General features: G+C 70.3%; 21 protein-coding genes and 1 tRNA gene. 9 read left to right on the top strand and 13 right to left on the bottom strand.

All coding sequences use genetic code 11. From position 1 onward, the window contains the following. The first annotated feature begins 213 nt into the window (after positions 1-213). From SSP08S_RS50815 to SSP08S_RS50805, 3 genes are all read left to right on the top strand, one after another. On the top strand, positions 214-966 hold the full coding sequence (locus SSP08S_RS50815) for a GOLPH3/VPS74 family protein (protein ID WP_026179532.1): 753 nt from the start codon (positions 214-216) through the stop codon (positions 964-966). Between the two features lie 371 nt (positions 967-1,337). Then, the gene (locus SSP08S_RS50810) at positions 1,338-2,195 is read left to right on the top strand and encodes a helix-turn-helix domain-containing protein (protein WP_026179531.1); all 858 of its coding nucleotides are present in this window, start codon (positions 1,338-1,340) and stop codon (positions 2,193-2,195) included. Between the two features lie 241 nt (positions 2,196-2,436). After that, positions 2,437-2,646, top strand: coding sequence for a DUF397 domain-containing protein (locus SSP08S_RS50805; RefSeq protein WP_019075345.1), 210 nt, complete (start codon positions 2,437-2,439; stop codon positions 2,644-2,646). Positions 2,647-3,058: 412 nt separating this feature from the next. Here SSP08S_RS50805 and SSP08S_RS50800 read toward each other — a convergent pair whose 3' ends face one another. From SSP08S_RS50800 to SSP08S_RS50790, 3 genes are all read right to left on the bottom strand, one after another. Further along, complete coding sequence (locus SSP08S_RS50800) at positions 3,059-3,931, bottom strand: MerR family transcriptional regulator (protein ID WP_043260416.1); 873 nt, start codon at positions 3,929-3,931, stop codon at positions 3,059-3,061. Between the two features lie 78 nt (positions 3,932-4,009). Then, on the bottom strand, positions 4,010-4,513 hold the full coding sequence (locus SSP08S_RS50795) for a glutathione peroxidase (protein ID WP_019075343.1): 504 nt from the start codon (positions 4,511-4,513) through the stop codon (positions 4,010-4,012). Positions 4,514-4,593: 80 nt separating this feature from the next. Next, complete coding sequence (locus SSP08S_RS50790; protein WP_019075342.1) at positions 4,594-5,568, bottom strand: ArsR/SmtB family transcription factor; 975 nt, start codon at positions 5,566-5,568, stop codon at positions 4,594-4,596. A gap of 71 nt (positions 5,569-5,639) precedes the next feature. Here SSP08S_RS50790 and SSP08S_RS50785 point away from each other — a divergent pair, with 71 nt between their 5' ends. The 5 genes from SSP08S_RS50785 (at position 5,640) to SSP08S_RS50765 (ending at position 11,439) form a co-directional block, all read left to right on the top strand. After that, positions 5,640-6,827 (top strand): MFS transporter, encoded by a 1,188-nt coding sequence (locus SSP08S_RS50785; RefSeq protein WP_019075341.1) that lies wholly within the window; start codon positions 5,640-5,642, stop codon positions 6,825-6,827. A 187-nt stretch (positions 6,828-7,014) separates the two neighbouring features. After that, positions 7,015-8,145, top strand: a complete 1,131-nt coding sequence (locus SSP08S_RS50780; RefSeq protein ID WP_043260415.1) for a GNAT family N-acetyltransferase — start codon at positions 7,015-7,017, stop codon at positions 8,143-8,145. A gap of 188 nt (positions 8,146-8,333) precedes the next feature. Next, on the top strand, positions 8,334-9,464 hold the full coding sequence (locus SSP08S_RS50775) for a DUF475 domain-containing protein (RefSeq protein ID WP_019075339.1): 1,131 nt from the start codon (positions 8,334-8,336) through the stop codon (positions 9,462-9,464). A gap of 122 nt (positions 9,465-9,586) precedes the next feature. After that, positions 9,587-10,843, top strand: coding sequence for a hypothetical protein (locus tag SSP08S_RS50770; protein WP_019075338.1), 1,257 nt, complete (start codon positions 9,587-9,589; stop codon positions 10,841-10,843). Positions 10,844-11,103: 260 nt separating this feature from the next. Continuing rightward, positions 11,104-11,439 carry a hypothetical protein gene (locus tag SSP08S_RS50765; RefSeq protein ID WP_019075337.1) on the top strand — a complete coding sequence of 112 codons (336 nt, stop codon included), beginning with the start codon at positions 11,104-11,106 and terminating at the stop codon, positions 11,437-11,439. Between the two features lie 28 nt (positions 11,440-11,467). Here the strand turns inward: SSP08S_RS50765 and SSP08S_RS50760 are convergent, their stop codons facing one another. After that, positions 11,468-13,918 (bottom strand): tetratricopeptide repeat protein, encoded by a 2,451-nt coding sequence (locus SSP08S_RS50760; RefSeq protein WP_019075336.1) that lies wholly within the window; start codon positions 13,916-13,918, stop codon positions 11,468-11,470. 168 nt (positions 13,919-14,086) lie between these two features. Here SSP08S_RS50760 and SSP08S_RS50755 point away from each other — a divergent pair, with 168 nt between their 5' ends. Next, on the top strand, positions 14,087-17,176 hold the full coding sequence (locus SSP08S_RS50755) for an AfsR/SARP family transcriptional regulator (protein WP_043260421.1): 3,090 nt from the start codon (positions 14,087-14,089) through the stop codon (positions 17,174-17,176). A 668-nt stretch (positions 17,177-17,844) separates the two neighbouring features. Here the strand turns inward: SSP08S_RS50755 and SSP08S_RS50750 are convergent. The 9 genes from SSP08S_RS50750 to SSP08S_RS50710 all read right to left on the bottom strand — a co-directional run bounded on the left by SSP08S_RS50750 (position 17,845) and on the right by SSP08S_RS50710 (position 24,884). Next, positions 17,845-17,920, bottom strand: a tRNA-Arg gene (locus tag SSP08S_RS50750). Positions 17,921-17,995: 75 nt separating this feature from the next. Then, entirely contained in the window at positions 17,996-18,481 is a 486-nt protein-coding gene (locus SSP08S_RS57715; RefSeq protein ID WP_019075334.1) for a CYTH domain-containing protein, read from the bottom strand. A gap of 10 nt (positions 18,482-18,491) precedes the next feature. Continuing rightward, positions 18,492-19,346, bottom strand: a complete 855-nt coding sequence (locus SSP08S_RS50740) for an EamA family transporter (protein ID WP_019075333.1) — start codon at positions 19,344-19,346, stop codon at positions 18,492-18,494. Then, positions 19,343-20,434, bottom strand: coding sequence for a FomB family phosphonate monophosphate kinase (locus tag SSP08S_RS50735; protein WP_019075332.1), 1,092 nt, complete (start codon positions 20,432-20,434; stop codon positions 19,343-19,345). Before SSP08S_RS50735 ends, SSP08S_RS50740 begins: the two co-directional genes overlap by 4 nt. Further along, complete coding sequence (locus SSP08S_RS50730) at positions 20,431-20,691, bottom strand: phosphopantetheine-binding protein (protein ID WP_019075331.1); 261 nt, start codon at positions 20,689-20,691, stop codon at positions 20,431-20,433. The genes SSP08S_RS50735 and SSP08S_RS50730 overlap by 4 nt, the downstream gene beginning before the upstream one ends. 74 nt (positions 20,692-20,765) lie before the next feature. After that, on the bottom strand, positions 20,766-21,314 hold the full coding sequence (locus SSP08S_RS50725) for a thiamine pyrophosphate-dependent enzyme (RefSeq protein WP_026179530.1): 549 nt from the start codon (positions 21,312-21,314) through the stop codon (positions 20,766-20,768). A 2-nt stretch (positions 21,315-21,316) separates the two neighbouring features. Next, positions 21,317-21,859 (bottom strand): thiamine pyrophosphate-binding protein, encoded by a 543-nt coding sequence (locus SSP08S_RS50720; RefSeq protein ID WP_051106154.1) that lies wholly within the window; start codon positions 21,857-21,859, stop codon positions 21,317-21,319. 62 nt (positions 21,860-21,921) lie between these two features. Next, positions 21,922-22,647, bottom strand: coding sequence for a maleylpyruvate isomerase family mycothiol-dependent enzyme (locus tag SSP08S_RS50715; protein ID WP_019075330.1), 726 nt, complete (start codon positions 22,645-22,647; stop codon positions 21,922-21,924). Continuing rightward, positions 22,644-24,884, bottom strand: a complete 2,241-nt coding sequence (locus SSP08S_RS50710) for an FAD/NAD(P)-binding protein (RefSeq protein WP_019075329.1) — start codon at positions 24,882-24,884, stop codon at positions 22,644-22,646. Before SSP08S_RS50710 ends, SSP08S_RS50715 begins: the two co-directional genes overlap by 4 nt. Positions 24,885-24,886: the final 2 nt, after the last annotated feature.

The following is a 24,886-nucleotide window of genomic DNA, read 5'->3' as shown; positions in this document are numbered from 1 at the left end:
GCTGAAAACAGCCGGTAAATCTCCTACCCGCAGCCCGGACAACGCATCAAACACCGTTGTCCGAACGATGTACCAGTGTCCTGTGTGCGGGCTTAACCCCTGCGGTAGACGAGAACGACATACCTACCGGTTCCACTACGAAGCGGTCACGCACCCTCGACAGACAGATGTGAGAGGGGTCACCCTGTCATTCATCCACGCGGGGAGGCATGGATGGGCAGGAGCCGCAGAACACTTCCGGAGGAGCTTCTGCTGCTGGCATTGGACCCGGCCACGGGTACCACTGCGCAGCCGCAGTCGCTCGACCTCGGTCTGGCCGGAGCACAGCTAGTGGAGCTGGCGCTGGCCGGACGGATAGCCCCAGACGGGGATCGTATCGCCGTGGTAGTCCCACGGCCGACTGGAGATCCAACTTTGGACTGCGCGTTGGAGTTGCTGCGAAGGCGTGGCGCTCCCGTGCGTGCAGTGAACTGGATTGGCGGGCCCCGACTGGGACTTCGCCAGACCTACCTCTCGCATCTGGAGCGGTGCGGCATGGTGCATGCCGTGGCGGGACAGATGTGCGGGGTGTTGCCCACGACTCGCTATCAGGCGACGGACAACGAGATCAGCCGTGAGATCAGGGCGCGACTCGATTCCGCGATCCGCACCGGCGTACCGCCGGACCCGCGGACCGCCGCGCTCGCCGCACTGGCGCACGCGGTGGGTCTGGGCAAGCACCTGTATCCGGGTAACGAGGGACGTTCGTCCCGCTCCCGGCTGCGGGATCTGATCAGGCACGACCCCATGGGCGGACTCGTGGCGCACGCCGTGATGGACGTCCAGAACGGTGTGGCCGCACAGCCACGCCGCAGCCCGGCCCCGGCCGGCCGTCAGGCCGCGCCCGGATCAAGGCCACCGGAACCGGCTCGTGGTGTTCCGATGCAGCCGCACCGCGGCACCATGGCGCGCGCCGTGGCTCACTGAGCCGCAGTTCCACGGCACACGCCGGCACCGCGGAGCAGCACCGCACGACCGGTACCACCGCAGTACCCGCACCACACGCAGTACCGCCGCACCGCCAGTCCCCAAGACCCGGTTCGGGAGCCGCTGGTCCGAGCGGGGTGGAGTAGACGTAACGTCACTCCACCCCGCTCGGCCGCATCTACGGACGCCGTGGACGACCGGAACCTGGCTCGTACCTGCCGCATATCCACCGTTTCCCAGCGGTAGAAACCACCTTGGTGGCAGTCTGCTCAACAGCAGATACGCAAAGTGGCAAGCAGTGAGCAGCAAGTAGCGGCAAGTAGCAACAAGCAGTGGCAAGCAGAGGCATGCAGCCGGAGGTGCACGTTCCCGTGGCGTCAAGTGTCAATCCCACCGTCAGGCGACGCCGGTTGGGCCAGGAGTTGCGTCGGCTCCGAGAGCTCAAGGGCATGACGGCCGAAGAGGTCGCCGAGCGGCTGCTGGTGTCGCAGTCGAAGATCAGCCGGCTGGAGAACGGCCGGCGCAGCATCAGCCAGCGTGACGTCCGCGATCTGTGCGGGGTCTACGAGGTCGAGGACGTCCGGATCGTCGACTCGCTGATGCAGATGGCCAAGGACTCGCGCCAGCAGGGCTGGTGGCACTCCTTCGGCGACATCCCGTACAGCGTCTACATCGGCCTGGAGACGGACGCCGCGTCACTGCGGGCCTACGAACCCCAGATCATCCCGGGCCTGTTGCAGACCCGACCGTACGCCGAGGCGCTCATCCGGGGCGCGCTGCCCGAGACCTCGCCGAGCGACATCCAGAAGCGCGTCGAGGTGCGGCTGCGCCGGCAGGAACGTGTCTCCTCCGCGGAATCCCCGCTGCGCCTGTGGACGGTGCTGGACGAGGCGGCGCTGCGCCGGGTCGTCGGGGGCCGCCAGGTGATGCGCGAGCAGCTGGAGAACCTCGCCGAGATGTCCCAGCTCCCGCACGTCACCGTGCAGGTGCTGCCCTACGAGGTGGGCGCGCACCCCGGCCTCAACGGCCAGTACGCCATCCTGGAGTTCCCCGACGCGGCGGACTCCAGCGTCGTGTACATCGAGGGCGTCACCAGCGACCTGTACCTGGAGAAGGCGGCCGACGTACAGAAGTACAGCGTCATGTACGAGCATCTGCGCGCCCAGGCCCTGAACGTGGACCAGTCGCATCAGTTCATCGCGGACATCGCGAAGGAGTACGCCCGCTGAGTGGCCCGTCCGGCGGAAGGTGCCGCACCTTACACCTTCCGCCAGCCAGGATGGAAGCACCAGGGGAATATGCCACCCGGTCGAGTGAATGGCCGCTTCGCCTACCGATGTTGGCGAGTAGCGTCGATCACGCCATCGAGCAACAGGCGTTGGCGCAAACCGTGTTGTACGTCCGGAGTGTTCGTGGCCGGACGCGACGCGCGGTGACAGCGACTCATCAACTGGCGTAACCGGAGCAAAAATGGCAATTCAGCAAGGCGCCAACGACAACTGGATCAAGTCCTCGTACTCGGCCGGAAACGGTGCGTGTGTCGAGGTCAAGTCCCCAGCTCTCGCGGCGTTGGCCGTACGGGACTCCAAGACCCTCGACGGCCCCACGCTGGCGTTCCCCGTCGACGCGTGGACCGCCTTCGTGGCCGAGGTCGGCAAGGGGGCTGTCGGCCTCGCGTGACGGATGACCACCCCAATTCCATAGCCCCACCGAAAGAGCCCTCTCGACTGGCCCGCCGTCCCGGCCGAGGGGGCTCGGCCATGCCCACGCGGCGCCGCCCACCGAGCCCACGCCACGGCCATCGGCCGCGCGCCGCGCCCGTCGGGCCTGTGTCGCGCCTGGCGCACCCATTCCCACGGCTGTCGGGCTGTTTCTACGGCTACCGGGCCCAGGCCCTTTCCACGGCGATCGGGCCCGATCCGCGGCTGCTGGGAAGGGGCCCGATCTACGGCTGCTGAGCCGTGGCCAACGGGCACCGGCTCTGCGGCTGTCGAGCCCCTGCCACGGCCAACGGACGCCGGTTCTACGGCCACTGAACCCGCCCCACGGCCAACCGGCCCCGTTCCTAAGGCTGTTGAGCCCCCCGCCCCACCTACCGGGACGGATCGCCCTCCACCGGAAACGCCACGTCGCACACCGCGTCCCCCGGCCCCGCCGCCGACCAGTCGGCGAAGTACACCTCGCGGCACGGACCGGCGTACCGCAGCTCCTCCGCGGCGACCCACTGCTCCACCGCCTCGAACGCGGCCTGGATCAGCGGATACGCCACCTGCGCCTTGGTGATGCGGGTGTACGCCAGTCGCCGGGCCGGTTCCACGCGGACCGCGGTCTGGCGGGTCCGGCCCTGTCGCGCGGCCCACGCCCGGGCCGCCGCCTCGTCCGCGACCGGAACGCAGGACTCGGCCGGGCCGTCGCTCTCCGTCGACACCTCGGAGTGGTAGACGACGAACGGCGCACCGCTCACGCCCCCGCATTCCCCGGCGGCCGCCTCCAGGCGTCCGAGCGACGACCCGATCCAGGCCGGCAACTCGTCCGCGAGGGTGTGCCGGGTCTCGGTGATCAGTACCTGTTCCGGCACCTCGACCGTCTCGACCACGAAGTTTCCGTACATCTCGGAGCTCCTCCCCGAAAGGCGTGCACGGAGGTACTCGGCGAGCGTGCGCTGCCCGGCGATCCGGGTCTCGACGTCCGTCCAGTACGCGGCGAGGAGTTGGGCCGCGTCCGTCCCGTCCGCCTCGACCAGCGTGGCGACTTGGGCCAGCGGCATGTCCAACTGCCGTAGCAGCGCCACGAGTCGGGCCCGCTCGACCTGCTCGGCGCGGTAGTAGCGGTAGCCGCTGGCCGCGTCGACCCGGTCGGGGGTCAGCAGCCCGAGGCGGTCGTACAGCCGCAGCGCCTTGGCCGAAAGCCGCGCCCGGGCGGCGAACGCCCCGATGGTCAGCAGTTCGTCGTCCACCCGAGTCATCCTCCGTCACCGGGCGGTGTCCGACCGCCCGGCGACAAGGACGCTCAGCCCTGCCCCAGGGGCAAGGTCAACACCTGCTCAGGCGAGGGAACCCTCCACCGCCGCCACGACCTCCGCCGACTCCGGCTCGGTCTGCGGGGAGAAACGGGCCACGACCGTGCCGTCGCGGCCGATGAGGAACTTCTCGAAGTTCCAGCGGATGTCGCCGCTGTGGCCCTCCGCGTCCGCGAAGCCGACGAGGCGGTCGTACAGCTCGTGCCGGCCGTCGCCGTTGACCTCGACCTTCTCGGTCAGCGGGAAGGTCACTCCGTAGGTCGCCGAGCAGAACTCGGCGATCTCCTCGGCGCTGCCGGGCTCCTGCCCGAGGAACTGGTTGCAGGGCACGCCGAGCACGGTGAAGCCCTGTGCCGCGTACCGCTCCTGGAGCCGCTCAAGGCCCGTGTACTGGGGGGTCAGCCCGCACTTGGAGGCCACGTTCACCACGAGGACGGCCTGGCCGGCGTACTGGGAGAGGTCCGCCGAGCCGCCCTTGAGCGACCCGATCTCGACGGCGAGGGGACCCGTGTTCTCTGTAGTCGTCATAACCGGATGCTAACTCCGGTAAATGTCGTTCTCGCGGGCGGCCCATACCTCTCCGCGTCCACAGGCGGTCCAAAGGTGGTCTACAGCCCCGCGGCCTCCACCACGACCTCCCCCGCCGCCGTCCGCGAATACAGCACCGAGCGCCCCGCCCGCCGCCGCTCCACGAGCCCCGCGTCCAGCAGCACCTTCAGATGCCGGCCCACCGAGCCGAGCCCCTGCCCGGTCACGGCGGTCAGCTGGCTGGTGCTCATCGGCGAGGAGAGCAGCACCAGCACCCCGGCCCGGGCGGTCCCCAGCAGCGCGCCGAGGGCCGCGGGCACCGGCCGTCCGCGACGGTCGGCGAGGGCGCCCGCGCACGGGTAGACGATCGCGTACCGGTCGGGCTCCTCCCAGGACACCCACCCCCCGTTCGCCCCGTTCGCCGTCACCGGTACGAAGACCAGCTCCGCGCCGGAGATCTCGCGCGGCGGGTACTCGTGCAGATTGACCTGGAGCCGGTTCTCCCCGAGCCACCGCGTCCGCCCGGGCCGCAGCGCGTCCACGACGGCCGCCCAGCCGCCCTGGCTCACCTGCGCGGTGCGCGCGACCACATCGGCCTCCAGGACGCGCCGGCGCCGCTCCCAGGACGGCCGTACGGTCTCCTCCCACACGTACTCCAGGAGCCGGGCCGCCCGCTCGGGCAGATCGTCGCGCTCCAGGGCGGCGGGGAGCGGTCCGGCGAGGGAGACCGTGAGGTTGGCGCGAGCGGTGGCGGGGGGTGTCGTACGCACGCGGGCGACGGCCGCCTCGAAGGGTTCGCGGTCCCTCGGTGTGGGGGAGAGGAAGTCGGCGATCCAGGACCGTCCGATGCCTGCCCGCACCAGCAGCCCGGTGACCGGATCGGCCGTCAACAGCCGCCGGTAGCCCGGCAGTTGGTCCCGAAGCCACGCCTGCTCGCCGGGGTGCGCGGCCACGCCGATGTGCAGCAGTTTCAGCGCGGCGAAGGTCTCGGCGAACGGTGACAGCACGAACCGGCTCCCGGCGAGGGTGTCCGCGTTGAGCTGCCACCACCCCATCCGCACCCCCTGTTGTTTCGCGTCCGCGCGAAAGAATACGACCCCCGCACGCACCCCCGCAGACTCCCCGCATGCGCAGCTACCGCGAGCTCTTCCGCACGCCCGAGTACACGCCGTTCTTCCTCTCCTACGCCGTCCAGAACGCGGCCCAGACGATCAGCGGGCTGGCGCTCGCCACGCTGGTGTACCGGGCGACGAACTCGCCGCTGCTGTCGGCGGTGAGCATGTTCGGGCCGCAGCTCGCCCAGATGCTCGGCGCGACCTTCTTCCTCTCCGGCTCCGACCGGCTGCCCCCACGCGCCACCCTGGCCGGCATCAACTCCGCCTTCGCCGTCTGTACGGCCCTGCTGGCACTGCCCGGCCTGCCCATCGGCGCGGCCTTCGCCGTCGTCTTCGCGCAGGGCCTGATCGCCTCGCTGGGCGGGGGAGTGAGCGGGGGCCTGCTGAACGAGATCCTGCCCAAGAACGGTTTCCTGCTGGGGCGTTCGGTCTTCAACATGGCCACCGGCCTCATGCAGGTCACCGGCTTCGCGACGGGCGGCGCCCTGCTGGCCCTCCTCTCCCCGCGCCGCTGTCTGCTCCTCGCCGCGGCCTTGTACGTCACCACGGCCCTCATCACCCGCCTCGGCCTGACCGCCCGCCCACCCCGCGCCGCCGGCCGCCCGTCCGTCGCCGCGACCTGGCGCACCAACGCCCTCCTGTGGTCCTCCCGCCCCCGCCGCCTCACCTACCTCGGCCTGTGGGTCCCCAACGGCCTGGTGGTCGGCTGCGAATCCCTCTACGTCCCCTACGACCCCGGCTCCGCGGGCACGCTGTTCGCGAGCGCGGCGCTGGGCATGTTCGTGGGCGACCTGGCCCTGGGCCGCTTCGTACCGGCCGCCCTGCGCGCCCGCCTCGACATCCCGCTGCGCCTGCTGCTGGCCGCGCCGTACCTGTTCTTCGCGCTGCGGCCGGGCATGCCGTGGGCGGCGATCGCCGTGTGCGCCGGCTCCGTCGGCTACGGCGCGAGCCTCGTCCTCCAGGAACGCCTGATGGAGCTCACCCCCGACGAACTCGCGGGCCACGCCCTCGGGTTGCGCTCCGCGGGCCTGCTCACCATGCAGGGCGTCGGCGCGGCCCTCGCGGGCACGGCGGCCCAACTGACCTCCCCCGCAACGGCGATGACCTTGATGGCGGCCGGATCGGCGGCGGTGACTGGGGTGTTGGCGGCAAGCGCCCGACAGGATCGCCCGGTGACCGTCTCCGCCGGCGTGTCCTGATCGTTCCCGGATCGTTCCCGGCCGGGTGATCCGTGCTCTTTCCGTTACCACAGGCATCCTTGACGGCGTCCGTACTGTTTCGCGACGTTTGAGACCTGCCGAACTGTTCGTGTCTCGTCGTACCGTGGGAGGAGTAGGCAGGGCGCGGACGACGCGTCGTGGGGGAAATGTGGGGGGACGGTCGCCCATGCGATCCATGCGATCCAATGGCAAGGCGGACATCACGATCCACAGACCGGAGGAGTTGAGCACCTCGCTCCGCCAGGCCTGGCACAAGGCGATGGACGAGTCGCCGGACTACGCGAACCCTTTCCTGGCACCGGAGTTCGCGGACGGCGTCGGCCGTCACCGCGGCGGCGCGCAGGTGGCGGTGCTGCACGAGGGCGGGGAGCCGGTCGGCTTCTTCCCGTACGAGCGCAACCCCGTCGGCGTCGGCCGGGCCATCGGCCTCGGCCTCTCCGACTGCCAGGCCCTGGTGCACCGGCCCGGTGTCACCTGGGACGTCCAGCAACTCCTGCGCGCCTGCGGCCTGTCGGTCTTCGAGTTCGACCATCTGGTGGAGGAACAGCAGCCGTTCGGCCGCCATGTCACCGGCACCTTCGCCTCCCCGGTGATCGACCTCAAGGACGGCGACGGCGAGGTCCCGTACGCCGAGTGGCTGCGCGGCGCGTACCCGGGCATCGCCAAGACGACGCTGAAGAAGGAACGCCGGCTCGGCCGCGACCTCGGCGAGATGCGCTTCGTCTACGACGACCGGAACCCCGAGGTGCTGCACACGCTGATGCGCTGGAAGTCCGCCCAGTACCGCAGGACCGGCCGCATGGACCGCTTCGCGCGCCCGTGGATCGTAGACCTGGTGGACCATCTGTTCCGGGTCCGCGAGGAGCACTTCACGGGCATCCTGTCGGTCCTCTACGCCGGGGACCGCCCGGTCGCGGCCCACTTCGGGCCGACGTCCCGCACGCTGTTCGCGGCCTGGTTCACGGCGTACGACCCCGAACTCCGGTACTACTCCCCGGGGTTGATCATGCACCTCAGGATGGCCGAGGAGGCGGGCCGGCACGGCGTGCGGCTCATGGACCTGGGGCGCGGCGACAAGGAGTGGAAGGACTGGCTCAAGACCCGCGAGCTGCGCGTGGGGGAAGGGTTCGCCACCCGCCCCCACCCGGTGGCCACGGCCCACCGCCTGTGGCGCCGTCCGGTCCGCGGCCTGCGCAACACGGTCCTGGCCCACCAGTCCCTGCGCGACCCGGCCGACCGCCTCCTGAAGACGGTGGGCGCGCTGCGCACATCGGGCCGGGCGGCGCTCAAGAAGTGACGACGCGGCGACGCCGACTCCGGAAGGGGCCCTGGACCATCGACGTCCGGGGCCCCTTTTCCATGCCGTTGATCGGCCCCGTCACCCGCACGACAGGCGGCCGTGGTAGACAACGCCGATGATTGGTCGGGGTTGTTGACGGATACCCGGCCCGCGGGCGACCGCGCGACAACAGGAAGGGGCAACCCGTGCTTCTGAAGACCTTCCGCTGGTCGTTCGCGGTCACCGCGCTCGGCCTGGCCCTGGGAGTCTGGTACGGCGGCTGGACGGCGTTCGGCGTCATCGCGATCCTGGCCGTCCTGGAGATCTCGCTGTCCTTCGACAACGCGGTGGTCAACGCCGGGATCCTGAAGAAGATGTCCGCCTTCTGGCAGAAGATCTTCCTCACGGTGGGCGTCCTGATCGCGGTGTTCGGCATGCGCCTGGCGTTCCCGGTCGTGATCGTCGCCGTCACGGCGAAGAAGAACCCGATCGACGCGGTCAACCTGGCCCTGACCGACAAGGACCGCTACGAACAGCTCGTGACCGACGCCCACCCGGCGATCGCGGCCTTCGGCGGCATGTTCCTGCTGATGATCTTCCTCGACTTCATCTTCGAGGACCGGGACATCAAGTGGCTCGACTGGCTGGAGCGCCCCCTCGCCAGGCTCGGCAAGGTCGACATGCTCTCGGTCTGCCTCGCCCTGATCGTCCTCCTGATCACGTCCTTCACCTTCGCGACCCACGCCCACCAGCACGGCGGCGCCCACGCCGACAAGGCCCAGACGGTCCTCGTCTCCGGCATCGCGGGCCTCATCACGTACATGATCGTCGGCGGCCTCTCCGGCTTCTTCGAGAACCGCCTGGAGGCGGAGGAGGAAGCGGAGGCGGAGGAACGGGAACGCGACGGCGAACGCTCGCCGGTGGTCCTGGCGGGCCAGGCGGCCTTCTTCATGTTCCTGTACCTCGAGGTCCTGGACGCGTCCTTCTCCTTCGACGGCGTGATCGGCGCGTTCGCCATCACGAACGACATCGTGCTCATGGCCCTCGGCCTGGGCATCGGCGCGATGTACGTCCGCTCCCTGACGGTCTACCTGGTCCGCCAGGGCACGCTCGACGACTACGTCTACCTGGAGCACGGCGCCCACTACGCGATCGGCGCCCTCGCCGTGATCCTCATGATCACCATCCAGTACCAGATCAACGAGGTCATCACCGGCCTTGTCGGCGTCCTGCTGATCGGGTGGTCCTTCTGGTCCTCGGTGCGGCGCAACAACGCGCTCGGGGAGGCGGGGGAGGGGGCGGCGGCTGAGGACGTGGATGCGGCGAGGGTGCCGTAGCCGCACCACGACAGCCCAGAGCCCACCCACGCACCAGGGCAAGGGTGTTGCAAGAGGAGTGCAAGGAAACCGCCGTAGGCACAGGGAACCCTCCCGCCGTCCGTTGTACCCAACGACGAGCGATGGGGGATCGCGTGTCCGTCAGAACGACGAAACAAGCACTGATCGAGCAGGGGCACTGGCTGACGGTACGGGACTGCAAGAGGGTCCTCGTGGTCGTGCACACAGTGACTTTCGCCCAACGGCTGCGTGAGGTCTTCGAACTGCTGGAGACCGACCTGCGCATCCAACTGGTCTTCACCGCCCCGCCACATGCCTTCGGCAGCGGAGTCACCGAGTTTCTGCGCAGCCTGGGCATCACGACGGTGCCCTGGGAAGAAGCGCGGCGGGCCGAGTTCGACCTCGCGCTCGTGGCGGGCTTCCGCGGAGTGCACGAACTGCGCGCTCCGGTTGTACGCATCTCGCACGGGGCAGGGCAGATCAAACTGCTCACCGACGTCTCCGCGCTCGCACCGGGAGAGCCGAGACCGCCCGGGATGCTCAGCCGCCAGCACCTGCTGCACGCGGGGCGGCTGGTCCCGGCGGCGATCGTCTACTCCCACGACCGGGCCCTGGAGGAGCTCGCGGGGTCCTGCCCGGAGGCGCTTCCGGTGGCCCACGTGGTGGGCGACCCGTGCGTCGACCGGATCATGGCGGGCCGCGGCGGGCGCGACTCCTACCGCCGTGCGCTGGGAATCGAGGACGGACAGCGGCTCGTGGTCGTCACGTCCACCTGGGGACCGGCCTCGACGTTCGGGCGGCTCGACTCCCTGCTGCCACAACTGCTGGGCCAACTGCCGGGCGACGGCTACCGCGTGGCGATGCTGGTCCACCCCAACGTGTTCGCGGGCCATGGCATCCGGCAGGTGCGCCGCTGGCTGTCCGGCTGCCAGGACCGGGGGATCGCGGTCCTCCCTCCCGAAGCCGACTGGCAGGCGCTGCTGATCGCCGCCGACTGGATCATCGGCGACCACGGCTCGTTGACCGCGTACGGCACCCTCACGGACGCGACGATGCTGCTGACGGCCGGACCCCGGCGGGAGATCTCCCCTCTCTCTCCGATAGCCCTGTTGTCAGCGGTCGCACCCGTTCTCTCTCCGCTGTATCCGCTGGCGGAGCAACTGGAGTACGCGGCACAGTCGTACCGCCCCGGACAGTACGACCACGTCGCCGCCTCGCTGTCGTCGGCGCCGGGTCAGTTCCACCGGCGGATGCGTTCCGTCGTCTACCGACTGCTCGGACTGGGCGAACCCGCCCGTCCGCCGTTCGTCGCACCGCCCCCGTCTCCGCCGGCACTGACGACGTGGGAGATCTCCTCGGACAGCGCGGCGACGCTGTGAGCGACCGGCTCGTGAGCCCGGAGCCGGACGCCGGGTGGACCACCGTGTGCTTCCCTACGGAATGGACCGGTGGGGCATCCCGTGGTGACGGCTCGGACGGTTCGGAGGACCGGTCGTTCTTCGTCGTCCGGTGTCCGGACCCGGCGCGCGGCCCGGCTCTCGTCCGAACCCACCCGCTGTCGTCGGCCGTGAGGTGGCACGCCCGTCCGCCGGGTTGCTCGCACGTGCCCGGCCCGCTCCCCTGCGATGTGCACTTGTGGGTGGACGCGGACAGTCCGCGGCGGACGGCGCTCAGGGAGTACGCCGATGTGCTCGTGAGCCGCCTGCGGTTGCCGCCGCTGCCGGCCCGACACAGGGTGCGCGAACTGCTCGCGGACCACCCGGGATGCCTCGCCGCCGCCGTGGCCGACACGACCACCAGGTGTGTCGTCGGGGTACGGGAACGGACCGGTGCCGTCTGGTTCGTACGGCCGGGGCAGGGCAAGTCGGATGCCTCACTGCCGCCGCACGCGCTCGTCTCGGTCGTTCACGCCTGGCTGGTGTCCGGGGGATCGTCCCGCGCGCTCCGGCGCGTCGCCCCGATGCAGCCGCGCTGACCCGTGGGACGACCGGCTGCGGCGGAGCTCATGGCTGCCGCAGCCGGTCGTCCAGGCGTTGGGCGTCCTCGGGGCTCAGACGCCGGAAGAGCTCACGGGCGGCTTCGTAGAGGCGGACCGATTCCGCATGCTCGCCGCGTGCCTCGGCGGCCTGGCCGAGCCATTCCAGACAGCGCGCCTCCCAGTGCTCGGACCGGTCGCCACCCGCCCGGAAGCGCACGAGCGCCTCCCCTAATCGCCGGACACCTCCCTCGTGGTCCCCGGCGCGGTCCAGGACATGGCCGAGCATGGCAAGGACGCGAGTCGCCTCGTACGTCTCGCCCAGCGCGTCCAACTCCGTCTCAGCCGCGCGCATTTGCTCGGTGGCTGTGGCGAAGTCGCCTGCCGCCAGGGCGGTTTCGCCGAGGCGTCGTCGGGTGAGGGCGACCCCTCTCCGGTAGCCGATCGACTCCCGCAGCCGTAGCGCCTGCTCGAAGTGGTCGCGCGCCTCGTCGAGTTGATGGGCCAGGAGACTGACGTGTCCCAATCCGCTGACGGCCTGCGCCTGTTGGCGTACGTCGTGGTCGGCGGTCGCCAACTCCAGCGCCTGCCGGTACCAGTCGGCCGCCTCCGGGTACCGGCCCGCGTCGCGCAGGCCGATCGCGCCGGACGTGAGCATGCGGCCCTCACCCGATCTCGATCCGCACCGGCGCGCCGCTTCGAGACCGAGGCGGTGCGCCTCGATCCACATCTCGGAAGGGCGAAAACGGAGGAAAAGGGGCCATAGGAGATCCGTGAGACGCCAGCAGGAGGAGTGCCAGCCGACCCGGGACGAGTGCCGTACGGCGCCCATCAGGCCATTGCGATGGGTGTCCAGCCAGGCGAGTGCCTCCTCGGGGCCTTGGAGCGGCGTGGGAGGCGCTGTTCCCGTGGGAAGGTCGTGCCCCGGCAGCCGGTGGCTGGGGGTCAGGACGGCCTCCGCCGAGGCCGCGGTGGACAGGCACCAGTCGACGAAACGGCGCAGGGTGCGCTCGCGCCGGCCGGCGTCCTCCAGCTCCTCGCCGAGCCGGCGGGCGTGCGGTTGGACGAGATCGTGGAAGCGGCAGGTGTGGGGCCCCGTCTCCTCCAGGAGATTGGTCTCCACGAGAGCGTTGACGGCGATGTCGGCGGCGTGCCCGGGCTCGCGCGAGCCCTCCCCGTCGTCCGCGAGAGCGGTCAGCAACGAGAGGTCGTGGCGATCCGCGGGCAGCAGTCCCATCCGGCGGTACAGCACCCGGCTCTCGTCCGGCAGGAGTTCGTACGACAGGTCGAGCGCCGTACGGATCACGGCCTCCCCGTCGACGCGCAGGGTGTCGACGGCACCGTGGCCACCGGACAGGCTCTCGGCGAGGGCGGACACGGAGCGGTGCGGGCGCAGCGCGAGTTGGGCGGAGGCGAGGGTCACCGCCAGCGGCAGCCGGCCGCACAGTCTGACCACTTCACGAGCGGCGGTCGGCTCCCGCGCCACACGGGTGCCGCCGCCGACGGCGAGGAGTTCGACGGCCGACTCGGCGGGCAGCCCCTCCAGCCGGTACACGGAGGCGCCGTCGACGCGCAGCCCGGTCAGGTTGCTTCGGCTGGTCACCACGGTCAGGCCGGTCGGTGTGCCCAGCAGGAGCGGGCGTACCTGGGCGGCCGTGAACGCGCTGTCCAGGAGGACGGCCAGTCGCAGCCCCGAGGTCATCGAACGCCACAGCGCACTGCGCTGCGCGAGCCCGGCCGGTACCGAGGCCGCACCGAGTGCGACGAGGAAGGCCTCCAGGACCACAGCCGGGGACACGGGCCCGGTCTCCGCGTCGGCGGTCTGCTCGCCCAGGTCGGCATAGAGCTGGCCGTCGGGGAAGCCGTCGGCGTGCTCGGACAGCCAGTGGCTGACGAAGGTGGTCTTTCCCACGCCCGCGAGTCCGCTGACCACCAGGACCTGCGGTGCGTGCGCGGGCCGCTGGGCGCGCAGGGCGTCCAGGTTCCGCCGGTCGGCCTCCCGGTCGATGAACCGCGCGGTCACCGGCGGCAGTTGACGGGGCACGGAGCGGCTGGGCGGGCGTGCGGGGGAGGGTGGATGGAAGTGGACGCCCCCGAGGATGTCGCGGACCTGCAGGCTGGGTCCGTGGAGTACGGCGTCGCCGCTGATGGTGTTGGCGGTCGCCACGGGTGCGGGGTCGGGTGGTGTGGGGAAGGGGTTGGGGTAGCGGTGCAGCCACGCGGTCAGCGCCTGGGCTGTCGCCGGGTCGTGCGCGGCCAATGCATGCAGTTTCAGGGCCAGTTCCCGCCGACGGGCCGCCTCGGCAGGCTGGTCTCCGGGGGGCTGAGGGGGCCAGAGCCCGGTCACCGACGGGTCTGCGCGGGCCGCGACGGCCACCACCTGGGCCAGATCGCGCCACGCGGGGGAGTGCGGGTCGGTGCCGTGGGCGGCGATGGCCGACAGCAGTGCGTCCGGCCCGTCCGAGGAGAAAGCACGCACGTACGCAACCCCTTTCGGTTCTCCGTGGGTCACTCCCCGCTTCGGACAAGATGCGAACTAACTCTGCTGTTTATCGGTCAATCTTGGTCTCACAGTGCTCTCTTGTGGTCCGCAATGCCAGGTGCATGACATTCTCAAATGCTCGGCATTCCGGCGGGGAGGACGCTGGTGGAGTTCGAGATCAGGCTTTCGGGATCGGTCGAGATTCGGGCAGCGGGTCGCCGTAGTGATCTCGGATCGACAAAAACACGGCTGGGGTTTGCCGCCCTCGCCTGGGACGCGGGCCGCACAGTGAGCGTGGACGCGCTGATCCACCGTATCTGGGACGAGCACCCGCCGGGCAAGCCGCGCGAAGCGCTCCACGTGCACGTCTCACGCATCCGGAGTTCGCTGCGGATCGCCGGGAGCGAGGCACCCGCGATCGTCAGCCGCACGAACTCCTACTCCCTGGAGGTCGACCCCGACCGGGTGGACCTGCGCTGCTACACCAACCGGGTCGAACAGGCCCGTTCACTCAGGGACAGCGGTGACGAGAAGGCCGCCCTGCACCGACTGGACCGGGCGGACGGCCTCTGGCACGGGGAACCGCTGGCCGGGATCACCGGATCCTGGGCCGAGCATCTGCGTGCCGAGATCGGCGAGACCCGTCTCGTGTCCGCGATGGTCAGAGCCGGGATCCTTCTCGACGCGGGGAAGTTCGCCGACGCGGTTCCCGTGCTCCTGCCCCTGGCCGAGGCGCATCCCGTCGACGAGGCACTGGCCGAACGCCTCGCCGTCGCCCTGTACGGCAGCAACCGGACGGCCGAGGCGACCAGACTGCTGCAGCGGACGAGGCAGCGTGTCGTCCGCGACATCGGTCTCGACGCCGGCCGTGGGCTGCACCGGGTCCACCAGGGAATCCTGGCGGGGACCCCCGCGGACGCCCTCCTTCCGCGAGCCGTGGCCGTCGCCGGGGCCGAGGAGAAGGCGCCCCCGAGGCCGCCGCGTCACGTGCCGGACAATCTGCCCCGCGATGTTCCCTGGGCCGGCCGGACCGATGAACTGCGGCGGCTCACCGCGGCACTCTGCGAGGGACAGGGGGCCTCGGACGTCGTCACCGTCGAGGCGATCCATGGCATGGGGGGTGTCGGCAAGACCGGCATCGCCGTCCATCTCGCCCATCGACTACGGGACCGGTTCCCGGACGGGCGCATCTTTTTGCACCTGGGCGGGCAATCCGCCGACCGCACGCCGCCGGGCCCGGTCCGGGCACTGACCGAACTGCTACGGCTGGTCGGCCTGCCCACCAAGGAACTGCCGCGTGAGCTCGACGAGTTGGTCGCGCTGTGGCGCTGGGTGGCGCGCGACCGCCGGATGCTGGTGATCCTCGACGACGCGACCTCATCCGCCCAGATCCGCCCTCTGCTCCCGGGCTCCTCCCCGACGGCGGTCGTCGTGACCAGCCGCCGACGACTGCCCGGACTGCCCGGAGTACGGCCGGTCTCGCTCGACGTGCTGCCGCCCCAGGACGCGAAGGCGCTCTTCTCGCAGCGGCTGGGGGCCGAGCGCGACACCGATCCGTCGGATGTGGCCGAAATTGTCAGGATCTGCGGCTACCTTCCGCTGGCGATCGAGATCGCCGCGAGCCGGTTGCTGGCCCGTGCCTCGTGGAGCACGGCCGACCTGCTGCGCCAGCTGGGCGGCGGAGGTGGCCATCTGGCCCAACTCCACGATGTGGACCGGACGTTGACCCATGTCTTCGCGGTTTCGTATGACGCCCTGACGGCTGATCAGCAACTGGTCTTCCGTCGTATCGGGCTGCATGTCGGGGTGGAGTTCGGGCTTCCGGCGATCGCCGCGCTCACAGGATTCTCCTTGGAAAAAACCGAACGCGCCCTCGAGGACCTCATGGCGCACCATCTGGCCGCCGAGCCCACTCCTCATCGTTTCGCGATGCATGATCTTCTGAGGGACTACGCCCGATCGCTGACCGAAAATGGCGATATCGATTCGGAGAATGATGTCCGGCAGGCCGAACATAGTCTGGTGGATCACTACATTCACACGGCGGACCGGGCCGACCGATTGGCCTATCCCTTTCGCTCCCGCACGGATCTCGACGCCACGGATCCCGCCCGCCCACCGTGTCCGGAAATCGCCGACGCGCAGTCGGCGGAGCAGTGGCTGATCACGGAATCAGCCAATCTTCTCAACGCCCTCGACTGGCTCGTGAAGCATGGAACGGAACGTCAACTGGCCATTTCTGTCCATGTGTTGGCGGGATTCCTGGACATGGAGGGACACCTCGCCGCCGCCGAGCCCCTGCTGCGGCGTGCCGTCTCCCACTGGAACGCCGCAGGTGACAGCGCGGCCAGGGCGCGAGCCCTGCTCGACCTCTGTGCCGTGCACACCCACGGCTCCCGTTATGACGAGGCGATCGCGGTCGGCCGCGAGGCGCGCGACATCGCCCGGTCTCTGCGGGACCGGGAACTGGAGAGCGAGTGCGTTCACCAGCTCTCGATCTCCCTGTGGCAGACAGGTCGCTACACGCTCGCCCGGACCCTGCAGAAGGAATCTCTTGATTTCCTTCTGCAAACAGGAAACAGGCTCCGCATAGCGCGCTGCCGAAACCTGCTGGGAATAATTCACCTCCATCTGGCGGAGAACGAAGAAGCATCGGCGTTATTCGCCTCGGCCCTGGCCGATTTCACGGCCATAGGGTATGAGCGTGGACGATACAGTGCGCTTAACAACACGGCCGAAGTGAGCAAAAGAAGCGGGCATCCAGAGGCGGCTGAGATTGCTTACCGACAGGCAATGGTCGTGGCTGAAAGGATGGGAAATCCAAGAGACAAAGCGACGCTCCAAATGAATGTCGCGTCCGTCATGGATACGCTCGGCAGAACCGACGAAGCCCTCGCCGTGTATGGAGCCGTGCTTCCGATCCTCAAGGCCGTGGGCGACCGTCGCGCGGAGGCCATCGCGCTCACCCGCATCGGCAGGGCGTACCGCGCGGCCGGCCGCACCGACGAGGCCCTGCAGCAGCACATCGCCGCACTTGAGGTGATGCGTGCCATCCATGCTGCGGGTGAGGAGGTCGACGTCCTCTATGATCTCGCACTGGTCGCGCAGGATCTGGGGCGCACTGCTCAGGCCGTGGCGTATCTGGAGCAGAGCCGGGTCGCCGGCCATGCCATAGGGGCAGCGGCGGAAGAGGCTCGCGCGGTGGCGGCGCTTGCTGAACTCAAGGGTGTCGAAGCTACTGTTTGGAAACATTAAGGCGGCGCTCAACTTCTATCGAATTGTTCGCGCGGGTGATCGACTCCTGTAGGGTTCGGTTCACGCGAGGGCGCCGGAGCCGGTCAACGGTCAGATCTGCGTCTTGCTCGCGTGCCCCAAATAGGTCGCCGCTGTCTGGCACACGGAAAAGCGCGAGGGTTCCTTGAAAATCGCTATACGCAATCTCCTGCTCGCCGCCGCATTCACGTGTATCGCGTGTATCGTCGGCATTCACTTCCTCTCTTCCCAGCTGACCGCATAGCAAACGGTCTCGGGCGAGGAGTCCGCAGCCGAATCACACGCCGGCCTGGAGAAGACCTCCGGGCCGGCGCCCCGCTCTCGTCGCGATGACGACCGGCTGTGCGCGGTCCCGGGCGCGGAGTGCGGAACCGTAGATCCGGCTTCACCGCGATCACGGAACGGCTCGACCGGGAGCTGAACGAAGGACGCACTCGGCGGAACCTGCTGACTCGCGTGGGCCGAACTCGATACTCACAGCCTGGCGTTGGCTGCAGCCTGCTCTCTCCTTGGGAGGGCGAGGCCGCTTCCCGATGAGCCGTTGGCGATACGGATCGGCGTGTTCAGGTGCAGAGTGGGCGGACAGGCCACGAGAAAGACCCCGGACCCTCCCTGAGCAGGGAAGTCCGGGGCCCAAGGCCTGATCGGACTGGTGCCCCCGGCAGGATTCGAACCTGCGACACCCGCTTTAGGAGAGCGGTGCTCTATCCCCTGAGCTACGAAGGCGTGGTGGCCGCGCAGTCGACGTACGGCCGCGCCACCGGCGTCAGTGTAGCGCGTGGCGGGTTGGCGGCTCGCGGGTCAGTCGGGTTGTGCGGGGTGCTGGGCGGGGGTCGCTGCCAGGGTCGCGTTGGAGTAGGCGGGGTTGCCGGTGACGTCGGTGCCCACCCAGGGTGGGAGGACCAGTGAGGTGTCCTCCGCCTGCTCCCATTCGATCTCCAGGACGATCAGGCCCGTGTGGGTTCCCGTGTACTGGTCGATGATCCAGTGGCCGGCGGCGGGTGGCGCGAGGTGGTGGCGGTGCTTCTCCACGAGTCCGCCCGTGCGGTGGGTGAGGAGTTCCTGGGCGTCCTCGACCGGGATCGCGTACTCGAACTCGGCGCGGGCCGGGCCGGCCTGTTTCGCCTTGACGGTGAGGAAGGCCTCCGTGTCGTCCGTGATCCGGACGCGTACCTCGCGCCGTGGGTCCGTGGAGAGGTAGGCCTGGCGCAGCAGCGTGGTTCTGGTGACCAGGGTGCGCCAGCCGTCGCCTCTCAGCAGGAACTTCCGTTCGATCTCCCGGCCCATGCCACTCCTCTCAGGTGGTGGCGAGCATCAGGGCGATGCCCGTCATCATGACGCTCGCCGCGACGATCCTGGCGCCACCGAACCGCTCCTTGAACAGGAACACGGAGATGGCCGCGCCGACGATCACGCTGGACTCCCGCAGCACCGCGACGGGTGCGAGCGGGGCCCGGGTCTGGGCCCACAGCACGAGCCCGTACGACACGACGGACAGCACGCCGCCGAGCAGTCCGGGCAGCGCCACGGGGCGCAGCCGTGCGGCGAGGCCGCCGCGCAGTCGTAGCGCGGCGTAGGTGGGGATCGCCGTGCCGTCGAGCACCATGAGCCAGCCGATGTAGCCGAGGGCCGCGCCCGCCGTGCGGATGCCCACCCCGTCGACGAGGGTGTAGGCGGCGATGGTCAGTCCGGTGGTGGCCGCCATGGCGATGGCCGGCCACTGCGGGGGGCGTTGCGACCGGCCGCGTACGCCCCACAGGGCGAGGCCGACGAGGCTCGCCGTCACCAGGATCATGCCCACGGTGGCCGCGGTGCCCATCCGTTCGCCCAGGACGAAGGTCGCGAACAGGGTGACCACGGTCGGGGAGACCCCGCGCGCGATCGGATAGACCTGGCCGAAGTCGCCGAGCCGGAAGGAGCTGATCAGTGCCACCTGGTAGCCGACGTGCAGGACGCCGGATGCGATCAGGAAGGGCCAGACGTCCGCCGCCGGCAGCGGGGCCGCCGCGGCGAGGAGCGCACCCGAGGATGCGCGGCCGATGCCGACCAGGGTCAGGCCGGCCAGTTCGTCCTTGATCCGGTGGGTGATGGCGTTCCAGCTCGCGTGGGTGACCGCCGCCAGCAGCACCACCAGCGCGACGAGTGGCGTCACCCGGTCGGCCCGGCCGAACGGGTCGCCCCTGCCGGCCCGGCCGGCCCTGGCACTTTGCCGGCCGGTTCACCACCGAGCTCCGCCAGCACCTCCGCCCTGCAGCCCGGGTCGAGCATGTCGACGTTGGCCCGGAAGCAGCGGGCCCCGGCCACCAGTTCGGTCAATTGGGTTCTCGTCGTGGCCAGCGCGGCGGTGAACTTCTCGAAGTCGCCGCCGAAGTGGACCAGGAGGTCGTCCTTGAGGCCGTAGTTGGTGACCGCGGACGCGAACTGGTCGAGGAACAGGGCGGCCTGGTCGGCGGAGATCGGCTCGAAGCCGCGGTGGCCGGCCGGATCGTGGGCGGTGATCACGATGTTGCGGATCCGGCCGGTGTCCGCCGGAACGCCCGGGAACAGCAGTTCGGGGGCGGCGAGGTAGTCGCCGCTCTCCACATGGGGCGTGAGCCGGTGCCGTTCGATGAGGTCGTCGAACTGTGGGTCGCGCCGGATCCGGACGGCGGACGGGACGGCGAAGGCCGCGCCGTCCCGCACCAGGACGTGGGTGTTCGTCAGGAACCTGGCCCCGGCGCGGCACGCCTGGGTCAGGAAGACCGTCTTGCCGCCGCCGTTGGGGCCGACCAGGAGCGTGGCGCTGCCGTCGGCGAAGGTGAACCCGCCCGCCTTGAGGTGGAGATAGCCGTGGTCGACGGCGAAGTCGGTCAGGATCCGCTTGACGAAATAGGGCCAGACCGTGCGCTCCAGCCGGTGCCCGAAGACGTACGAGCGGTGGCCCTCGGTGATCAGGTGTGCGGGGGCGCCGAAGATGTGGTTCAGGTAGTAGCCGGCCCGGAAGCGTTTGGCGCGCAGGGTGCGGTCGGCGCGGGCCCGCAGTTCCCCGGTGTCGAAGGTGTCCCGGTCCAGGGCGAGGTCGAGATCGACGCAGTGGATCTCGTGGTCGGCCGGTTCGGCGGACGGCGCCTCCTCGGCGAAGCGGGAGAAGTACGCGTACGCGTCGAACTCCGGGAGGTTCGAGGAGATCCTGATCTTCAGCAGGTTCAGGTCGACCAGTCTCGACGAGCGCCGGGGCAGCTGCCGCAGGTCGAGGGTCATGTGCGCACCAGGCCGTCCAGCGCCGCGACGATCCGGCCCACGGTCGAGAAGGTGTCCCTGGTGAGCAGGGCGTCGGGGAACTCGATGCCGAAGGTGTCCTCGAGACCCGCCATCAGGGACACGCTGCCCAGCGAGTCCAGGCCGGCCTCCCACAGGTCGGTGTCGGGGCCGATGGCGGCGGCGTCGGTGGACGGTCCGAGGAGGGGCAGCAGGATCTCCCGGACGGCCGGCTCCAGGACCGCGGTCGTCTCTTCCATGAGCGGTGTTCCTTTCCGGTCCACGAGCGGTGTTTCTCTCCGGCCCATGAGGCGTGTTCCTTTCGGGCCGGGGCTCAGGCGACCGCTTCGGCGCGGAAGCGGTCGACCACCTGCTGCGGGGTCCAGCGCACGCGCGCGCCCGCGTGGGCGCCGCGCGGGGCGCACCTGATGTGCAGCAGGGACGTGACCCCCGGGTCGGGCCGGGTGGCTGCCAGGTCCTCGGCCGAGTCGACGGCGTACGCGGCCGGGTAGCCCGCGGCGCGGGCCAGCGCGGCGGGGTCGCCGATACGGACCGGGCGCTGGCCGCCGGTGCTCTCGTGCAGGCCGTTGTCGAGCACGACGTGGACCAGATCGGGGGCGTGTTCGGCGATCATCGGCAGCACGCTGAGGTTCATCGCGAAGGAGCCGTCGCCGTCGAGGACCACGACGTGCTTGTCGGGGCGGGCCAGGGCCACGCCGAGACCCACCGGCGCGGCCATGCCCATGGAGCCGACCAGATAGAGGTTCTGCGGCCGGTCGGCGATGTTGTAGAGGTCGCGGGTGATGAACCCGCAGGTGGAGACGTACAGCGAGGTGGGGTATTTCTCGGTGACCGCGCGGATCGCGTCCTGGATGCCGAACATGCTCAGATGCCTTCCTTCACGATGAGGACGGGGGTGAAGCGGCCGTCCTCGGCCTTCGCCAGGCAGCGGTCGACGGAGGCGTAGGGCTGCTCGGGGTCGAAGACCGTGTGCTTCAGGTCGAACACGTCCAGGAGATGGGTGAGTTCACGGCCGATCACGTCGTGCTCCACCGCGTCGTTGCCGTCGTGACCTCGCCAGCTGACGATCAGCGGCACATGGAGGTCGTAGATCAGGTTCAGTGAGGTCAGCACGTTGAGGGAGTAGCCGAGGCCGGAGTTCTGCATGAGGACCACCGGTCTGGCTCCGGCGGCGGCGAGCCCGGAGGCGACGCCGAGTGCGGAGTCCTCGCGTGGTGCCGGGAAGTAGGACAGTCCCTCGGCCGGCGGGGCGTCCTTGCCTTCGAGGACCTTGAACACGCCCTTGAGCAGGGAACAGGGCACCCCGGTGAAGTGGGTGAACCCCCGCTCGGCGAAGGCCCGGACGAGCTGCTGGGCCGGGGTTTCCAGCTGTCCGGCCGGTGCCGGGCCGGTCTGGGTGACGGTCATGACGTGAACTCGCTTCCGGGGTACGGGTGCCGCGCGCCCGTCGGACGCGCGGCACGGGCCGGTCAGGGCCAGGCGTTCAGTTCGGGCAGGGCGGCGGCCGTCGTGGTGGGCGTCGCGGAGTGCGGGCGGCCGGAGATCCAGGCGGCCAGTGAGCGCAGGGTGCCGCGGACCTCGGCGCCGTCGCCGGCGCCCTGGTGCCATTCCCGGCCGGTGTCCTCGGCGACGACGGTGGTGCCGTCGGGCAGCCGGACCTGGAGGAAGGAGACGACATGGGCCGAGAGCGCGGCGCTCCAGTCCTCGGAGCGGTCGCCCGCGCCGAGGTCGACGCCGTGCAGTGCGCTCTCCCGCCACCACGCCAACTGGGTGGCGAACAAGGGGGAGTTGCGGTAGGCGCAGGGCAGGTCCCAGTCGTCGGGGCCGAGGGCCGCCCACGCCTCCTCCAGGGCGGTCAGGCCCTCCGCCAGCTGCTCGCGCAGCCATTCCACGGGGCGGTCGTGCAGCTCCTCGATGCGCCGGTCGCGGGTGGGCCGGCCGCCGTCGTACACCTCGATCGTGCGGCCCTCGACGGCGTACCGGGCCTGCCGGGCGAAGGCCCGGGAGAGGTCCGCGAGGTGGATCAGGACATGGCCGCGGGTCCAGCCGGGCAGCTCGATCGCCGCCCGCGCGTCCTGCTCGGTGAGTCCGGCCGCCTCGGCGCGCAGCCGCTCGTGCGCCGCGGTGATCTCCTTCAGCCGCTCCGGGATCTCGATGCCGCCGTACTCCGGGGCGTCGTAGGGGGTGTTGCTCATGCCGGGGTCCTTTCGATGTCCTTCGGCTCCGTGCCGGCCGGGGCCTCCTGCGGCATGAACGCGTTGATCCAGCACAGGATGTCCCGGATGACGTGGTGGTCCTTGTTCGGACGGAGCGCGCCGATCTGGTGGTACATCACCCCTTCGCTGGGCGGGCCCAGGAAGGTGATCCGTGGCTCGACCGTGCCATCCGCGCGCACCGGGTGGAATTCGGGGGTCAGATCCAGGCCACCGGGGACGAAGTCCCCTTCTCCGACACCGGGGTTGGTCCACTTCCGCACCAGTCCGCGGCGCAGCAGGTTGGGGTAGACGGGCATCACGTCGCGCTCGGCGTCGAAGGAGTGCACCCGGGCGTCGACCAGGACGTCGGCCTGCCGTACGGTGCCGGTCACCGGCCCGCCGACCCGGAACCGGCCGCTGTCCTCGTCGGTCTCGACGCAGGCACCGGGGCCTGCCGAGATGTCGACGTGGCCGGAGCGGATGAGCGCGGTCACCTTCTCCATGGCCTCGACGGAGGCACCCTGGCAGAGCCGGTTGTGGTGCGGGGTGTACACGCCGAGGAAGGTGCGGTGCGAGGAGGCGCGCAGACCGCCGAAGTCGACCGCGTCGATCACCACTCCGCGCAGGTCGCGCCAGGCCGCGTCGGCGGCGGCCTTCGCCGGGTTGCTCAGGTTGCCCTGGGCCGCCCAGCGGATGTCCCTGTCGAGGAAGTCGAGGAAGGTCTCGACGTACGCCTCCGCGTCCGGGTAGCCGTCGCGGGGGACCGGGGCGATCGTCCGCTCCCAGGAGAAACGGTGCTCGGCGGCGCGCCGGGGGTGCCGCCACGGGGACTCGGCGGCGGCCACGGCGCTCGCGAACTCCTCGGGGGAATCGGCCAGTTCGAGCAGTTTCGCGGCCTGGTCGGCGCCGTGCACCACCGTGAGGAAGGAGCTGAGCAGAGCGGTGCGGGGCGGCTGCCCGTCCTGCGGTGCCGCGCGGCCCGCCAGCGCCTCGTCCACCTGCGCGGCGGCGGACCGTGCCAGCTCCTCCAGCGGGGCCAGCAGGAACGAGGCCGCCTCCCGGTGGCCGGCGAACGTGTCGGCGTCCGCGAGGAACTTCTCGTACCCGGGGCGGGCCGCCCGGATCGCCGCCGCCCGGAACTCGGCGCCGTACAGGGTGCCGTAGTAGATCAGCGACATCTCCAGCAGGATCAGCGGGAAGACGTGTGCCTCGAAGTCGAGCTGGCGTTTCTCGTGGCCGCCGATGACGTTGGGCACGCCCACGGTGGCGCGCAGCCGGGCCACGGCGTCCGTGGTGAGGAAGGGACCCTTGTACTCCAGGGCCGCGATGTCGCGTTCCTTCTCGTTGTAGGGGCGCGCGAAGGTGAACAGTCCGGAGCGGCTGAACGCGACGACGGAGTCGGGCTCGCGTCCGCACGGCCGGTACTCCAGCCGGCCGTCCGCACCGCGTTCGAAGGTGCCGCCCCGGCCCTCGGTGAGGTACAGCAGCACGTCGATGCCGGTGAGCCCCATGCCCAGACAGGCCACGGTGGTCCCGGGACCGGTGGACGCGGGGTCGAGGGACCGCTCCAACGGGTAGGCGTTCGGGATCAGATGGGCCCGGTGCCGGCCGGCGAAGTCCGCCCAGGCGGCCTGCCGGGGGTCGAGTTCGGGCCGGTTGGAGGAGTGCCCGGTGAGCATCAGGACCTGGTCCGCCTCGTACGGCGTCGCCCCGTCGGCGGTGAGGACCGCGAACCGTTCGCCGCGCTCCTCCAGGTCCACCACCTCGGACCGCCGCAGTGTCACCGAGACGCCCTCGGCGGCGCGCAGGATCTCGACGTACTGGGTGAACTGGTCCTTCAGGGCCAGGCCGTGCAGATAGCGCTTGGGCCAGTCCTCGGCGACCAGGTCGAAGCGCGGGTCTCCGGTCTCCTGGAACTTCCTGCGGCACCACTGCAGGAAGGTGGGCCGCTCGCCGGCCGTGAGCAGCGGGCCGGCCGCGACGACGCTCTCGTCGGCGGCGAACGCCACCTGGCCCACGACCCGGTTGAGATAGCTGGTTCTGGTCTGGTCGGGGCTGTGCACCTGCCCGGGACCGAACTCCCCCGACAGGTCGTAGATCACTATCTCCAGAGGTACGGGCCGGTCGCCCGCGCGGACCAGGGCGGCGAGCCGCTCCAGTACGTAGGTGCAGGTGGGTCCGCCGCCCACGATGGCCAGGTGAATCGGCGCAGCGGCACGGGAGTTGTCGGTCGTCACCG

Origin of the sequence: Streptomyces hokutonensis, assembly GCF_000376565.1 — a bacterium.
In the GTDB taxonomy this organism is placed as follows: Bacteria; Actinomycetota; Actinomycetes; order Streptomycetales; family Streptomycetaceae; genus Streptomyces; species Streptomyces hokutonensis.
This window is presented reverse-complemented; position numbering and strand designations above follow the sequence as displayed.

What these genes read in the sequence shown, in the direction of transcription:
- SSP08S_RS50815 (WP_026179532.1), top strand. Translation starts at nt 214, where the DNA reads ATGGGCAGGAGCCGCAGAACACTTCCGGAGGAGCTTCTGCTGCTGGCA.
- SSP08S_RS50805 (WP_019075345.1), top strand. Translation starts at nt 2,437, where the DNA reads ATGGCAATTCAGCAAGGCGCCAACGACAACTGGATCAAGTCCTCGTAC.
- SSP08S_RS50800 (WP_043260416.1), bottom strand. Translation starts at nt 3,931, where the DNA reads ATGACTCGGGTGGACGACGAACTGCTGACCATCGGGGCGTTCGCCGCC.
- SSP08S_RS50795 (WP_019075343.1), bottom strand. Translation starts at nt 4,513, where the DNA reads ATGACGACTACAGAGAACACGGGTCCCCTCGCCGTCGAGATCGGGTCG.
- SSP08S_RS50790 (WP_019075342.1), bottom strand. Translation starts at nt 5,568, where the DNA reads ATGGGGTGGTGGCAGCTCAACGCGGACACCCTCGCCGGGAGCCGGTTC.
- SSP08S_RS50785 (WP_019075341.1), top strand. Translation starts at nt 5,640, where the DNA reads ATGCGCAGCTACCGCGAGCTCTTCCGCACGCCCGAGTACACGCCGTTC.
- SSP08S_RS50780 (WP_043260415.1), top strand. Translation starts at nt 7,015, where the DNA reads ATGCGATCCATGCGATCCAATGGCAAGGCGGACATCACGATCCACAGA.
- SSP08S_RS50770 (WP_019075338.1), top strand. Translation starts at nt 9,587, where the DNA reads ATGGGGGATCGCGTGTCCGTCAGAACGACGAAACAAGCACTGATCGAG.
- SSP08S_RS57715 (WP_019075334.1), bottom strand. Translation starts at nt 18,481, where the DNA reads ATGGGCCGGGAGATCGAACGGAAGTTCCTGCTGAGAGGCGACGGCTGG.
- SSP08S_RS50735 (WP_019075332.1), bottom strand. Translation starts at nt 20,434, where the DNA reads ATGACCCTCGACCTGCGGCAGCTGCCCCGGCGCTCGTCGAGACTGGTC.
- SSP08S_RS50730 (WP_019075331.1), bottom strand. Translation starts at nt 20,691, where the DNA reads ATGGAAGAGACGACCGCGGTCCTGGAGCCGGCCGTCCGGGAGATCCTG.
- SSP08S_RS50725 (WP_026179530.1), bottom strand. Translation starts at nt 21,314, where the DNA reads ATGTTCGGCATCCAGGACGCGATCCGCGCGGTCACCGAGAAATACCCC.
- SSP08S_RS50720 (WP_051106154.1), bottom strand. Translation starts at nt 21,859, where the DNA reads ATGACCGTCACCCAGACCGGCCCGGCACCGGCCGGACAGCTGGAAACC.
- SSP08S_RS50715 (WP_019075330.1), bottom strand. Translation starts at nt 22,647, where the DNA reads ATGAGCAACACCCCCTACGACGCCCCGGAGTACGGCGGCATCGAGATC.